The sequence below is a fragment of the Parvularcula marina genome (assembly GCF_003399445.1).
Lineage (GTDB): Bacteria > Pseudomonadota > Alphaproteobacteria > Caulobacterales > Parvularculaceae > Parvularcula > Parvularcula marina.
In genome coordinates this window covers 675,702-689,054 of the sequence record NZ_QUQO01000001.1, presented here as the reverse complement: position 1 = coordinate 689,054, position 13,353 = coordinate 675,702, and the positions used below count along the sequence as shown (strand labels likewise).

General features: G+C 62.9%; 11 protein-coding genes and 1 other RNA gene. All 12 read left to right on the top strand.

The annotated features are described in order from the left end of the window. Positions 1-59: 59 nt before the first annotated feature. The 12 genes from rnpB to murC all read left to right on the top strand — a co-directional run bounded on the left by rnpB (position 60) and on the right by murC (position 13,352). An RNA gene (gene rnpB, locus DX908_RS03090) (RNase P RNA component class A) lies at positions 60-434 on the top strand. Positions 435-625: 191 nt separating this feature from the next. Then, the gene (locus DX908_RS03085) at positions 626-1,162 is read left to right on the top strand and encodes a division/cell wall cluster transcriptional repressor MraZ (RefSeq protein WP_116390985.1); all 537 of its coding nucleotides are present in this window, start codon (positions 626-628) and stop codon (positions 1,160-1,162) included. Continuing rightward, positions 1,159-2,154 (top strand): 16S rRNA (cytosine(1402)-N(4))-methyltransferase RsmH, encoded by a 996-nt coding sequence (gene rsmH / locus DX908_RS03080; protein WP_116390983.1) that lies wholly within the window; start codon positions 1,159-1,161, stop codon positions 2,152-2,154. Before DX908_RS03085 ends, rsmH begins: the two co-directional genes overlap by 4 nt. A gap of 5 nt (positions 2,155-2,159) precedes the next feature. Beyond that, a complete protein-coding gene (locus DX908_RS03075) occupies positions 2,160-2,543 on the top strand; it encodes a hypothetical protein (protein ID WP_116390982.1) in 384 nt (127 codons plus the stop codon). Continuing rightward, a complete protein-coding gene (locus tag DX908_RS03070; RefSeq protein WP_116390981.1) occupies positions 2,540-4,297 on the top strand; it encodes a peptidoglycan D,D-transpeptidase FtsI family protein in 1,758 nt (585 codons plus the stop codon). Before DX908_RS03075 ends, DX908_RS03070 begins: the two co-directional genes overlap by 4 nt. After that, positions 4,294-5,742: a UDP-N-acetylmuramoyl-L-alanyl-D-glutamate--2,6-diaminopimelate ligase gene (locus DX908_RS03065; protein ID WP_116390980.1), complete on the top strand. Its 1,449-nt coding sequence runs from the start codon at positions 4,294-4,296 to the stop codon at positions 5,740-5,742. The genes DX908_RS03070 and DX908_RS03065 overlap by 4 nt, the downstream gene beginning before the upstream one ends. Then, entirely contained in the window at positions 5,742-7,172 is a 1,431-nt protein-coding gene (locus DX908_RS03060) for a UDP-N-acetylmuramoyl-tripeptide--D-alanyl-D-alanine ligase (RefSeq protein ID WP_116390979.1), read from the top strand. Before DX908_RS03065 ends, DX908_RS03060 begins: the two co-directional genes overlap by 1 nt. 9 nt (positions 7,173-7,181) lie before the next feature. Then, positions 7,182-8,288, top strand: a complete 1,107-nt coding sequence (gene mraY / locus DX908_RS03055; RefSeq protein WP_116390978.1) for a phospho-N-acetylmuramoyl-pentapeptide-transferase — start codon at positions 7,182-7,184, stop codon at positions 8,286-8,288. A 12-nt stretch (positions 8,289-8,300) separates the two neighbouring features. Then, positions 8,301-9,665 carry a Mur ligase family protein gene (locus DX908_RS03050; RefSeq protein ID WP_116390977.1) on the top strand — a complete coding sequence of 455 codons (1,365 nt, stop codon included), beginning with the start codon at positions 8,301-8,303 and terminating at the stop codon, positions 9,663-9,665. After that, the gene (locus DX908_RS03045; protein WP_199564566.1) at positions 9,658-10,791 is read left to right on the top strand and encodes an FtsW/RodA/SpoVE family cell cycle protein; all 1,134 of its coding nucleotides are present in this window, start codon (positions 9,658-9,660) and stop codon (positions 10,789-10,791) included. Before DX908_RS03050 ends, DX908_RS03045 begins: the two co-directional genes overlap by 8 nt. Continuing rightward, positions 10,788-11,879, top strand: coding sequence for a UDP-N-acetylglucosamine--N-acetylmuramyl-(pentapeptide) pyrophosphoryl-undecaprenol N-acetylglucosamine transferase (locus DX908_RS03040; RefSeq protein ID WP_147303719.1), 1,092 nt, complete (start codon positions 10,788-10,790; stop codon positions 11,877-11,879). Before DX908_RS03045 ends, DX908_RS03040 begins: the two co-directional genes overlap by 4 nt. A 48-nt stretch (positions 11,880-11,927) precedes the next feature. Beyond that, on the top strand, positions 11,928-13,352 hold the full coding sequence (gene murC, locus DX908_RS03035) for a UDP-N-acetylmuramate--L-alanine ligase (RefSeq protein ID WP_116390975.1): 1,425 nt from the start codon (positions 11,928-11,930) through the stop codon (positions 13,350-13,352). Position 13,353: the final 1 nt, after the last annotated feature.

Sequence of the window (13,353 nt, the reverse complement as noted above, 5' to 3'; positions counted from 1 at the left end):
CTTAAGGTCAAGTCATGACGGACTTGACCTTAAGCCGTCTCCGCTCGACATGTCGGGGGTCAGATGGCCGGACGGCCGCGGGCCTTCGGGTTCGAGGAAAGTCCGGGCTCCATGGCGGCAGGGTGCCGGGTAACGCCCGGCTGGAGCGATCCAAGGGATAGCGCCACAGAGAATGAACCGCCTTCGCCAGTCGGCGACGGTAAGGGTGAAAAGGTGGAGTAAGAGCCCACCGCCGTCCCGGCAACGGGACGGGCATGGCAAGCCCCGCCCGGAGCAAAACCGAATAGGGACAGGGTGGCCTGTACGGCCGGCGCCGCCGCCAGCGCTACTTGTCCGGGTTGGTTGCTTGAGGCCACGTGCAAGCGTGTGTCCCAGATGAATGGTCGTCACCGCCTCGGCGGGACAGAACCCGGCTTACACGGCCGTCTGACCTTTTAACCTTCATTCCCTAGCGTTGATGCGCCTTGCTGAGGCCGCATTCATAGGGCTGTTAAGGATTTTTCCACAAATGCAGCGCCTGATTGCGCCCCATGACAGCCCATGATATCCCATCCAAGACTATCTCAAGGCGCGCAAAGGCGTCTGATGGCAATCCTGGGCATTCGAAGGCAGGCGAGGGCAGCAGATGAGCGAAGTGGAGGCGACAGCAGCGGCAACGTCCCTGCGCGATGCGTCCCGCTTCGTCGGGCGCTGGCAGAACAAGATCGACACCAAGGGCCGGATTTCGGTCCCGGCCGATTTTCGCCGCCATCTTGCGCCCGGTAGCGAAGACCCCGCGTCGTCGATGTATTGCTGTCCCAGCTTTTCCGATGCGGAGCTGATCTGCGGCGGGGCGGACCTCGTCACCGTCCATCTTGAGATCGTCGCAACGCAGGACATTTTCGAGAAGAAGCGCGCCGCGATGGAGCGCGCCGTCACCGCCTTCACCGAGCGGCTCTATTTCGATGACAATGGCCGGATCGTGCTGCCCAAGAAGTTGCGCGACCATGCCGGGCTTGAGGGGCAGGTCGCCTTTGCTGGGGCGGGGCCATTCTTCACGATGAGCCCGGGCGAGTGTCTCGATGACCTCTGGGATCTTGTGACCTCCCTCACCGAGGACGAGCGCGACATCATCCGCGCCCGGTCCATGCCCTCGACCATTGCAGGGAGGGGCAAGGAATGAGCGCGCATATTCCCGTCCTTCTCGACCCCGTGCTGGCTGCCGCGAAAATCGCGCCGGGCGAGCGGATCGTTGATGGCACCTTCGGCGCGGGCGGCTATTCGCGCGCCTTTCTTGAGGCGGGTGCGGACGTCATCGGCTTTGATCGTGATCCGACTGCGATTGCAGGCGGGCAAAAATTGCTGGCTGAGTTTCCGGGGCGCCTGACCCTGATCGAAGCCCCGTTTGATCAGCTCGAAGAAGAGCTGACCGCGCGCGGGCTTGGCCCTGTCGATGCGGCGGTGTTCGATTTCGGTGTTTCCTCAATGCAGCTCGACCAGCCAGAGCGCGGGTTCTCCTTCCGCTTTGATGGACCGCTCGATATGCGCATGGGCGAGGGGCGTACGGTCTCTGATTTCGTCAATCAGGCGGACGAGGCCGACATCGCCGATGTGATCTATCAGTATGGGGAGGAGCGCAAATCGCGCCACCTTGCCCGTGCCATCGTGAAAGCCCGCGAAGAGGCGCCGATCGAGACGACGGCGCAGCTTGCCGCGATTGCTGAGAAGGTGCTCGGCACGCGCGAGAAGATCCATCCGGCGACTCGGATGTTCCAAGGTCTTCGCATCTTCATCAATGACGAGCTGGGTCAGATCGTGCGGGCGCTGATTGCCGCCGAGAAGGTTCTAAAAGAAGGCGGGCGACTGATCGCCGTCTCCTTTCATTCGCTCGAAGACCGGATCGTCAAGCGCTTCCTTGCCGATGTGGCGGGGCGGTCTGGCGGCGGCTCGCGCCATGCGCCGATGGCCGTGCCTGAAGCACCGACTTTTACTCTTGCCGGCAAGGCGGTTGAACCGTCTGCCGACGAAATGGCTGCTAATCCACGGGCGCGTTCAGCGCGGCTGCGGGCGGCCATCCGTACCGGTGAGCCAGCGCGTGCGTGGGATCATGCGCGTCTCTCCGGGCTTGGCATCCCGCCAATGGTTTTTTCTCCCCTCCAGTCTGATTGGGCATAGTACAGATGAAATATATCGCGATCTTCCTCACCCTCATCCTCGCCCTTGCTGCCGCGGGCCGTTTTCATGCTGAGGCGCAGGTGCGCAAATCCCAGGATGAAATCGACCGGCTGGACCGCGAGGCCGAAAGGCTGGGTGCGGAGGTCGAGAAGGCGCGGCTAGATGTCGAAGTCCTTGAATCGGCAAGCCGGCTGTCAAAGCTCAATTCCTCCAAGCTGGCGCTGGGCACGGTGCGTGCTGAGCAATTGCTCGATGATCGCCGCTTTGCGCAGGTGATCGGTATGCCGACGGAAGAGATTGAAAGCCCGGTTGCGAAGAATGCCGATGTCATCGGCAACGCCATCGGCATGGCGGATCCCACTCTGACTGAAAAGGCCGTGAACGAATGAGGGCAGACGGGCTCAAGCGACAGATTTCGGTCCGCTGCGTCTATGATGACCGGCGGCCCTGCAAACCGCCGCAATCGCGTGTGGTGCCGGCCGAGGGCGGGCGCCGCATAGGCTTGTCGGCGGGCCTGTTTGCTTGTGCCTTTGCGCTGCTTGCTGCCCGGCTGGTGCAGGTCTCGTTCTTTGTGGGCGAAGATCCCACCCTTCGCCGCGTCGTTGAGGCCGAAGGGCCACGCCGTGAGGTCACGGACCGTGATGGCCGCCCCCTGATCATGAATGCGAAATTGACCGGCTTTGCAATTGATGGTCGGGAGGTCTGGGATGTCGAAGAGACCTTACGCGGGGTCTCCCGGATTTTTCCGCAAGCAGATGAATACCGCCTGCGAGACCGGCTGGCGGCGCATAAATACGCGCATGTAACGGACACGATCAGCGAGGAGCAGCGTGCCGCGATCATCGCGCTCGGCCTGCCGGGGATGCGCTTTCCTGAAACCATGGGCCGGGTCTATCCGCAAAAGGGGCTCGCCGCGCATGTGACGGGCTATACGATTCCGGGCCGGGGCGGCGCGATTGGTGTCGAGGCGGCGCTTGAAAGCGATGCTTTCGGGACAACAGCGAAAGAGCCCCTGCGGCTGTCCATCGACCTTGTCGCGCAGCAGATCCTTGAGGAGGAACTGGCGGGCGCCATCGAGACCTTCTCGGCCAAGGCCGGCTGGGGCGTCATGATTGATGTGCATACGGGCGAAGTTGCCGCCCTTGCGAGCCTGCCCGATTTCAACCCGAATGCACCGGGCGATGTACCGGCAGCGCATTGGCGCAACCGCGCCATGGCTGACCGCTATGAGCTGGGCTCTGCCTTCAAGCCGATCACGGTGGCGGCCGCACTTGATCGCGGCGTCATCCGTATGAGCGACAGTTTTGATGTCTCACGCCCTATCAAGGTCGGCGGCTGGGAGATCAAGGATTACAGCCGCAAGAAGCCGGTGATGAGCGTGTCGGAGATCATTCAGCACTCCTCCAATATCGGGACGGTGCAGATTGTCCAGCGCCTTGGCGCGGAAGCCTTTGAGGACAGCCTGTCCCAACTGCATCTGACAACGGCTCTTCAGACCGAGCTGCCAGAGATGCAGGCGCCTGCCTACTCAAGCGCATGGCGTCCTGCGGAGCTCGCATCCACGTCTTACGGCCACGGCATTGCGGTGACACCGATCCAGCTTGCCGCCGCCTTTGCCGCTGTCGTCAATGGCGGTGAATACCGTGTGCCGACGTTCATCGCCGGGCATGAGCAGAAGGGCGCGCAGGTCTTCTCAAAGGACACCAGCGACCAGATGCGCATCATCCTGCGCCGCGCGGTGACTGACGGGACGGGCCGCAATGCAGATCTCGATGGCTATTACGTCATCGGGAAGACAGCGACCGCCGACAAACCGCAGGCGGGCGGTTATGATGAAGAGAATGGGGAGCTCGTTTCGAGCTTTATTGGCGCGTTTCCGGGCTATGACCCGAAATATGTGCTGCTGGTTTCGATCGACGAACCTGCTGGAACGAAAGCCACTTATGGCTATGCGACGGCGGGTTATGTGGCCGCACCCGTCTTCCGGCGGGTGGTCGAACGGGCCGCACCGGCGTTAGGGGTGATGCCGGTGGGGGACGATGTGGCATTTGATGGGTTCCTGGGATTGCGGCGTGCCGAGATAGCGGAGCTGGACCATCAGGCGGACCCGCTAACTGGTTTGCTGGAGGAGGCGTTGCGGTGAAGCCGCTACAAGAGTTGACGACATTGGCCCGGCGGCTGCCGGATGTGAAAATTACAGGCATTACGGCGGACTCGCGGGCGGTGAAGCCCGGCTATCTATTTGCGGCGCTTCCCGGCACGCAGGTTGATGGCCGGAGGTTCATCCCTGATGCGGTGGCTGCAGGTGCGGTGGCAGTTCTTGCCGTGCCGGGGACCGAAGCAGAAGTGCCGGTCATCGAAAGCGAAGAGCCGCGCCTGACCCTCGCCCAGATCGCGATGAGCTTTCATGAAGGCCAGCCGCGCACGGTGGTTGGGATCACCGGTACCAACGGGAAAACCTCCGTTGCCAGATTTACCCAGCAGCTCTGGTCTGCCTTCGGGGTGAAAGCGGGCACGCTCGGCACACTCGGGGCCTTCGCGCCGGGCTATGAATATGCCCTGCGGCACACAACGCCCGATCCGGTCGAGATCCACCAGATCCTCTCTACCATGACGACCATGGGAACGACGCATCTGGCGATGGAAGTCTCTTCGCACGGGCTCAGCCAGTTCCGGGCAGACGGCATTCATTTCTCCCATGCCGCCTTCACCAATATCACGCAGGACCATCTCGATTATCACCCGGATTTCGAGGATTACTTTCAGGCGAAGCTCCGCCTGCTGACGGAGCTGATGCCCAAGGACGGGGTCGCAGTCATCAATATGGACGGGCCGGGCTCACAAAGGGCCGCAGAAGAGACCCGCGCCGCTGGGCGGCAGGTCTTCACCGTCGGACGCAAGGGCGAGGATATCATCCTGCATGATCTTGTGCCGACAACGGACGGATTGCGGGTGACGCTGAGCTGGAAGGCGGTACGACGGACATTGGAGCTGCCATTGATCGGGGCGTTCCAGGCGGACAATGCGCTGGTCGCCGCTGGGCTTGCCATCGTCACCGGCTTTGACGGCGAGGAAGTCATTGAGCATCTCGCGGATCTCTCTGCGGCGCCGGGCCGGATGCAGCGCGCCGGGACGCGGGTCTTCTCCGGCGGCGGGGAAGCGGCGGCCTATATCGATTTTGCTCATACGCCGGATGCGATCGAGACGGCGCTGGCCGCGATCCGCCCGCATACGGAAGGGCGGCTGCATGTCGTCTTTGGCGCAGGCGGGGATCGTGACCGGGCGAAACGTCCGCTGATGGCGGCGGCTGCGGCGAAAGGTGCCGAGCGGGTGATCATCACCGATGACAATCCGCGAACGGAAGATCCTGCCTCGATCCGTGACGAAGTCGCCAAGGGCGCACCCGATGCGATAGTCATTGCGGGGCGCCGCGAAGCAATAGAAGAAGGGATCAAGGGCCTTGCGCCCGGCGATGTCCTGCTGGTGGCGGGCAAGGGTCACGAACAGGGCCAGACGATCGGCACGGTGACCTATCCCTTTGATGATGTCGACGTCACCGCAAAGCTTCTTGGCGAGGTGAATGCCTGATGTCCTATCCGCTATCCACAAGTCCGCTCTGGTCGTCTCACGAGGCGGCGGCTGCCACGGGAGGCAAGCTGGTCGGCGAGGCGGATTGGCAGGTGCGCGGGATCAGCTTTGACACCCGCACGCTGAAGCCCGGCGATTTGTTCGTCGCGCTGGAAGGCGCGCGGGATGGACATGACTTCCTCGGGGTCGCGGCAGAAAAAGGCGCAGGCGCGGCGCTTGTCTCCAAGGTGCCGGGCGATGCCCCGGCGGGCCTGCCGCTCTTGCAGGTCGCGGACACGCTCGATGGTCTGGGCGCGCTCGGGGCTGCGGCGCGGGATCGCCATTTCGGCAAGCTGGTCGCGGTTACGGGCTCGGTCGGCAAGACGACGACCAAGGAAATGCTGCGCGCGGCACTCTCGCCCTTCGGGCAAGTCCATGCCGCTGAGAAGAGCTTCAACAATCACTTAGGCTTGCCTGCGTCGCTGGCCTCCATGCCGTCTGATTCGGATTTCGGCGTTTTCGAGATCGGCATGAACCATTCAGGCGAGATCACGCCGCTGGTCGGGCTGGTTCGTCCGCATGCCGCGATCATCACCGCGATTGCCCCGGCGCATCTGGCGCATTTTGCCTCCGTCGATGAGATCGCCGCGGCTAAGGCCGAAATCCTCTCGGGTCTGCGGCCCGGCGGCACGGCGATCCTGCCCTCTGACAGCCACTATGCCGGTTTCCTCACAGAAGAAGCGCGCAGCCATGGTGTCCGGCATATCATCCCCTTCGGTGAGACTGGTGCGGCGGAAGCCGGTGTCATGCTGACCGAATATCAGGGCTATGCCGGGGGCAGCACCGTCATTTTCCAGCTCGATGGCGAGACGCATGATCTGATGCTGTCCTCGCCGGGCAAGCATCTGGCGATGAATGCGCTGGCCGTGATCGCAGCGGGCCACGCCATCGGCCTGCCGATCAAACAGGTGATTCAGGGGCTTGAGAAATTCCGAGCCGGTGAGGGGCGGGGCGCCCAGCACAAGATTGAGGTCGAGGGCGGCACACTGACCATTCTCGATGAAGCCTATAACGCGAACCCTGCCTCAATGGCGGCGGCCCTGTCGGTGCTCGCCGGGATGCAGCCGGGGCCGGGCGGGCGCCGGATTGCGGTCCTCGGCGAGATGAAGGAGCTGGGCGAAAGCGCGGCTGCCCTTCATGCCGAACTGGCCGTGCCGATCGCGCAGGCCCGCGTCGATCAGGTCTGGCTGGCGGGCAAGGACATGACCTCTCTCAAGGACGGTCTTGCGACCAATATGCTCGCGGGCTGGTCCGAAGATGCCGCCGGTCTTGAGGACGAAATCGCAAAAGACCTCCGCGCCGGAGATATCGTTCTCTTCAAGGGCTCCAATGCATCGGGAATCGGGGCAGTTTTGGCAAGTTTCCTAGCCAAGCACGTGCGACCGGAGTAGCGGGCGGCCATGCTCTATCATCTCTTCACCCCGCTTGCAGACGACGTCGCGTTGTTCAACGTCTTCCGCTACATCACCTTCCGCACCGGCGGCGCGATCATGACCGCGCTGCTGATCTCCTTTATCATCGGCCCGCCGCTGATCCGCTGGATGCGGGTCAAGCAGGGCAAGGGCCAGCCGATTCGTCAGGACGGCCCGCAGAGCCACATCATCGAGAAGGCTGGCACGCCCACAATGGGCGGGGTGCTGATCCTGCTCAGCATGCTGATCGCCGTTCTGCTCTGGGCGCCGCTTAACAATCCCTATGTGTGGATGGTTCTGGCCGTCACCATGGGTTTTGGCCTGCTTGGCTTCCTCGACGATTATCTCAAAGTCGCTAAGCAGAACACCAAGGGGGTCGTCGGCTCCTTCAAGCTGATCTTCCAGTTCCTGATTGCTTTTGGCGCGGCGTGGTTCTGTTTCTGGGTGCTCTCGAATGAGCCAAGCATCGACAATGCGATTGCGACCCGCGTGCCTCTGCCGTTCCTGAAAGACGCGATGATCCCGCTCGGGCTTTTCATCATTCCCTTTACCGGTTTCGTGATTGTCGGGTCATCCAATGCGGTGAACATGACGGACGGGCTCGACGGGCTCGCCATCGTGCCGGTGATGATCGCAGCGGCGAGCTTCATGCTGATTGCCTATCTCGTCGGGCGGATCGACTATACCGACTATCTCGGCCTGACTTATGTGCCGGGGGTCGGGGAGCTGGCCATCATCTGCGGCGCGATTGTCGGCGCCGGGCTCGGCTTCCTGTGGTTCAACGCGCCGCCTGCCATGATCTTCATGGGGGATACGGGCTCCCTCTCGCTCGGCGGGGCGCTGGGCGCGATTGCGGTGGCGACCAAGCACGAGGTGGTCCTCGCCATCATCGGCGGGCTCTTTGTCTTCGAAGCGCTGTCGGTGATGATCCAGATCGCGTCGTTCAAACTGACCGGCAAGCGGGTCTTCCGCATGGCCCCCATCCACCACCATTACGAACAGCTCGGCTGGCGCGAATCGACCATCGTGATCCGTTTCTGGATCATCGCGGTGATCCTCGCGCTGATCGGGCTCAGCACACTGAAAATCAGGTAGAAGGCGACGAAAATGATCCCGCTCGAAAAATTTGCCGGCCAGAAGGTGGGGGTTCTGGGTCTTGGGCCCGGAGGCCGCGCTGCGGTGGCAAGTTTGCACGCGAGCGGGGCAGCGGAAGTCTATGCCTGGGATGCCCATACGCTGCGGCGCAAGGAAACGCCCGGCGATTGCGTGCCACCGCGGGTCTGGCCGATGGAAGAGATGACGGCCGTGATCCTCGCCGATGGCGGCCGGGGCGGGCTGTCGCGCGGCGTGGCCGAGCGGGCCGGGGAGCTGAAGATCCCCGTCTATACAGAGCTTGATCTCTTCGGCGAGGCGCTCGCCGAAAGCGGGCTGCGCGACGATATCAAGGTCATCGCGGTGACCGGTGCCGCCGGTAAATCCGTCACGATATCGATCATCTCGCATATCCTTGATGAGCAGGGCTGGGACGTTTCAATCGGTGGCGATCTCGGCCAGCCGCCGCTTGCGCTTGATGCGCCGTCGCCAGGCCGGGTCTATCTTCTCGAAGTGCCGGTGCGACGCCTTGCTGGGATGCGCTCTCTGACCGTCGACATCCCCATCCTTCTTAATGCCGCCGGTCCCCGTCAGAGTACGGAGATTGCGCTGGCCATGCGGGCGTTGATCCGCATCTGTCGTGCGCGGGCCGTAGGCGGCACGGCTATTATCGGGGTCGATGATCCGATCGGGCAGGAGGTCTGCACCATCCTGCGGTCCGGCAAGGGCGATGCCGACGGCAAGGGCCAGATCATCCCTGTCTCGGGCGAGGCAACCATCGGGCACGGGGTCTTCGTGCTGGAGGGCGCGGCCTATTCGATCCAGCGTGGCAAGACCCAAAGCCTTGGTGATTTCTCTCGCGCGAAAGGCTTCCTTGGCGCGCATTTCAATCAGGATGCCGCCGCCGCCATTGCCGCCTGCCTGTCGATCGGCATTCCACCCGCCATGATCATCAAGTCGCTTCATTCCTATGAGGGACTGGCCGGGCGGTTCGAATGCTTAGGCGCAGCCGACGGCATCGTCTTCATCGATGACAGCTATGCCAGTAATCCGGCGGCTGCCGAACGGGCCATCAATGCGTGCCCGAATGTTTTCTGGATCGGCGGCGATGCCGGCACGCGCGAGCAGATCGGCGACGGCGCGGTCGGCAGCTATCTGCTGGGCGAGCAGACGAAAGATGGCGAAGGGGTCAGCCCGCTGGCGCAGGCTTTCAAGGCAGCGTGCGATGATGCCGCCGCGAGCCGAGATGTAGGGGCGGAAGATGCCGCTCCAGTTGTTCTTTTTGCGCCGGGGGTCGCGCCACTAGCGGGGAAATATCGCCGCGACGAGTTCAGGAAACTCGTTTCCGACCGGATGGAAAGGCAGGCCCTCCATGCATGATCTTCTGATGGGGGCGCCCTCGGCTCGCCTCGCTGTTCTCAAAGACTGGTGGGAGCGGACCGACCGGACACTGCTCGCTTTGTTCGGAGCACTCGTTCTGATCGGCATCGTTCTTTGTACGGCAGCCGGTCCCGTGGCCGCGATGCGCAAGGGGATCGACAATCCGTTTCACTTCGTTGAGCGCCAGCTTGTCTTTGTCATTCCGGCCATGCTGGTCATGTTCGGCGCTTCTTTGTTGTCGCTCGATCAGGTCCGGCGCGCAGGCATCCTGATCGGCGCAGGCGCGCTGCTCCTTCTTTTTGCGACCCTGATCATCGGGCCGGAGATCAAGGGCTCGACGCGGTGGCTGACCTTTGGCGGGGTGAGCCTTCAGCCCTCTGAATTCTTCAAGCCAGGCTTTGCCGTCGTCACCGCCTGGCTGCTGGCCGAGCAATATCGTGATCAGCGCTTCCCCGGGGGCGGCATCTCGCTGGGGCTTTATCTGATTGCCGTTGTCGTGCTGATCTTCCAGCCCGATTACGGCCAACTCCTGCTGCTGACCGCAATGTGGGGCACGATCTTTTTCGTGGCCGGGTGGAGCTGGGCATGGATTGCCGGGCTCGGCGGATTTGTCGGCGGCATCCTTCTGTTCGGCTATCGCTTCGCGCCGCATTTCAAGAGCCGCATCGACCGGTTCCTGTCGCCTGATACAGGCGACACCTATCAGGTGGATACGGCACTTGGTGCGATTTCAGGCGGCGGGCTCATCGGCCATGACTTTGCCAACAACCCCAGCGTCAAGACGCATCTGCCCGATGCGCATACGGATTTCATCTTTGCTGTCGCGGGTGAGGAATTCGGCTTCCTTCTCTGCCTGATCGTCTTGGGGATTTTCTGCGCGATTGCGATGCGCTGCCTTTATCATGCCGCGCGGGCGCAGAGCCTTTTCGTGCGCTGCGCCATTGTCGGGCTTGCTGCCCAGCTGACGTTTCAGGCGCTGGTGAATATCGGCGTCACGCTGGGCGTCCTGCCGGCCAAAGGCATGACCTTGCCGTTCATTTCCTATGGCGGCTCGTCGTTGATCGCAGCGGCCCTGACCGCTGGCCTCCTCCTTGCCCTGACGAGGCGGCAGGAGCCGCTTTCGTGACACACATACTGGCCCTCGCCGCAGGGGGAACGGGCGGGCACATGTTCCCGGCCCAGTCGCTTGCCGAAGAAGCAAAGACGCGCGGCTGGCGCGTGATCCTCCTGACCGATGAGCGGGGCCTTCGCTATACGGACGGCTTTCCTGCCGACCGGATCGTCCTGCTTGAAGCGGCCAATCCCAATGTCAAAGGTCCCGTCGCCAAGGCGCAGATGGCCTGGGCGATGTTCCGGGGCCTGCGCACCGCAAGGCGGGCGTTAAAGCAGGAAAAAATCAATGCCGTTGTCGGCTTTGGCGGCTATCCTTCCGCGCCGGGCCTGTTCGCGGCAAGGACGCTGCGCCTCCCTTTTGCGGTACACGAACAGAATGCGGTTCTCGGCCGGGTCAATCGCCGCGCGGCGCCAGGCGCCGATATCGTCGCGCATGGTTTTCCCCGGCTTGACCGCCTGCCCGAGATGAAAGGCCAGCTTGTCGAGACAGGCAATCCGGTCCGCGATGCGGTGCGAAAGGCGGCGGATATCCCTTACGATGCGCCGCGGCCCAGCGGCGTGCTGCGGGTGCTGATCTTTGGCGGCAGTCAGGGCGCGGCCCTGTTCGGACGGGTCTTCGCTCCGGCGCTGGCCAGCCTCCCGGATGAGCTACGCGCACGGCTGGAGGTCACCCATCAGGTGCCCGAGGCGGATCGTGAGACGGTCGCCGGTGTCTATGAGGCGGCGGGTATCAGGGCGGAGCTTGCGCCCTTCTTTACCGACCTGCCGGAACGAACGGCGAAGAGCCATTATGTGATCTCCCGGTCGGGCGCGTCGTCGGTGACCGAGATTGCGGTCATCGGCCGCCCGGCGCTGCTCGTCCCCCTCGGCATCGCCATGGATGACCACCAGCGAATCAATGCCGAAACGCTGGTCGCCGCGGGCGCAGCGGATTTGCTCCTCGAAGCGGAGGCAACACCTGAAAAAGCCGCTGCCATGCTGTTGCCGCGATTGAATGATCCTGATTGGCTGGCAGGTGCCGCAAACGCCGCCAGATCCGTTGCGCCCGAGCGGGCCGCCGAGAAGCTGGCCGATCTGGTTGCGGCCTTGCTAGAGGACTGAGCCCGCCGAGCGGCGGTCCCTAATGAAGTCGAGTAAACCGAGGTGTCCATGAGCGAGTCCCGCCAGATCAAGATCAACGTCCCCTTTCCGGTGGGGCGCATCCATTTTGTCGGGATCGGCGGCATAGGCATGAGCGGCATCGCCGAAATCATGCACAATCTCGGCTATGAGGTGCAGGGCTCGGACATTGCCGAGAATGCGCAGGTCCAGAGGCTCCGGGCACAGAACATTCCCGTCATCATCGGGCATGACCCGGCCAATGTCGAAGGCGCAACCGCCGTCATCGTCTCCTCGGCGATCCGTCCGGGGAACCCTGAGCTTGCCGCCGCGCGGGCAAGGCATATCCCGGTCGTCCGGCGCGCTGACATGCTGGCCGAACTGATGCGTCTCAAATGGAATATCTGTGTCGCGGGCACGCATGGGAAGACGACGACGACCTCGATGATCGGCAGCCTGCTTGATGCGGGCGGGCTTGATCCGACGGTCATCAATGGCGGCGTCATCAATGCTTACGGTTCGAATGCAAGGCCGGGCGAGGGCGACTGGATGGTCGTCGAGGCCGATGAGAGCGACGGCACCTTCAACCGCCTGCCGGCAACCGTCGGTGTCGTGACGAATATCGACCCTGAGCATCTCGACCATTATGGCGATTTTGCTTCGCTGCGGCGGGCCTTTGATCAGTTTGTCGAAACGATTCCTTTCTACGGCTTTGCCGCTGTCTGCCTAGACCACCCTGAAGTGCAAGCGCTGGTCGGGCGGGTGACTGACCGGCGGCTAGTCTCCTACGGGCTTAATCCGCAAGCGGATGTGAGAGCGGAGAATGTAACCTATGGCGGCGGCGGGGTCAGTTTCGATGTCGTCTTTCGCCAGAAGGACGCCCCCCACCGGATTGAGGGCCTGCGCCTGCCGATGCCCGGCGATCACAATGTGCTGAACGCGCTTGCCGCGACAATCATCGCCAAAGAGCTTGAGATTTCAGACGAGGCGATCCGCGAAGGCTTTGCGCGGTTCAATGGCGTCAATCGCCGCTTTACCGAGACGGGCGTGGTCGATGGGGTACGGATCATCGATGATTACGGCCATCACCCGGTGGAGATTGCCGCCACCCTTGGCGCTGCGCGCAGCGTGACCGAAGGCAAGGTCATCGCCGTGATGCAGCCGCACCGATACTCCCGGCTCGACCGGTTGTTCGATGAATTCTGTGCCTGTTTCAACAATGCCGATCACGTGTTGATCGCGGACGTCTATGCGGCGGGCGAGGCCCCGATTGAAGGCCGCGACAAGGATGGGCTCGCCGCCGGTGTCTCCCGTCATGGCCATAGGGGCGCGGAGACGTTGGCTGGATGGGATGCGCTCCCGGCACGGATCAAAGAGCTGACGGAAGCCGGGGACATGGTCGTCTTCTTAGGGGCAGGGGACATCACGAAATACGCCGCCGCGCTGCCGGGCCAACTCGGTAAGGGAGGCGCGTAAG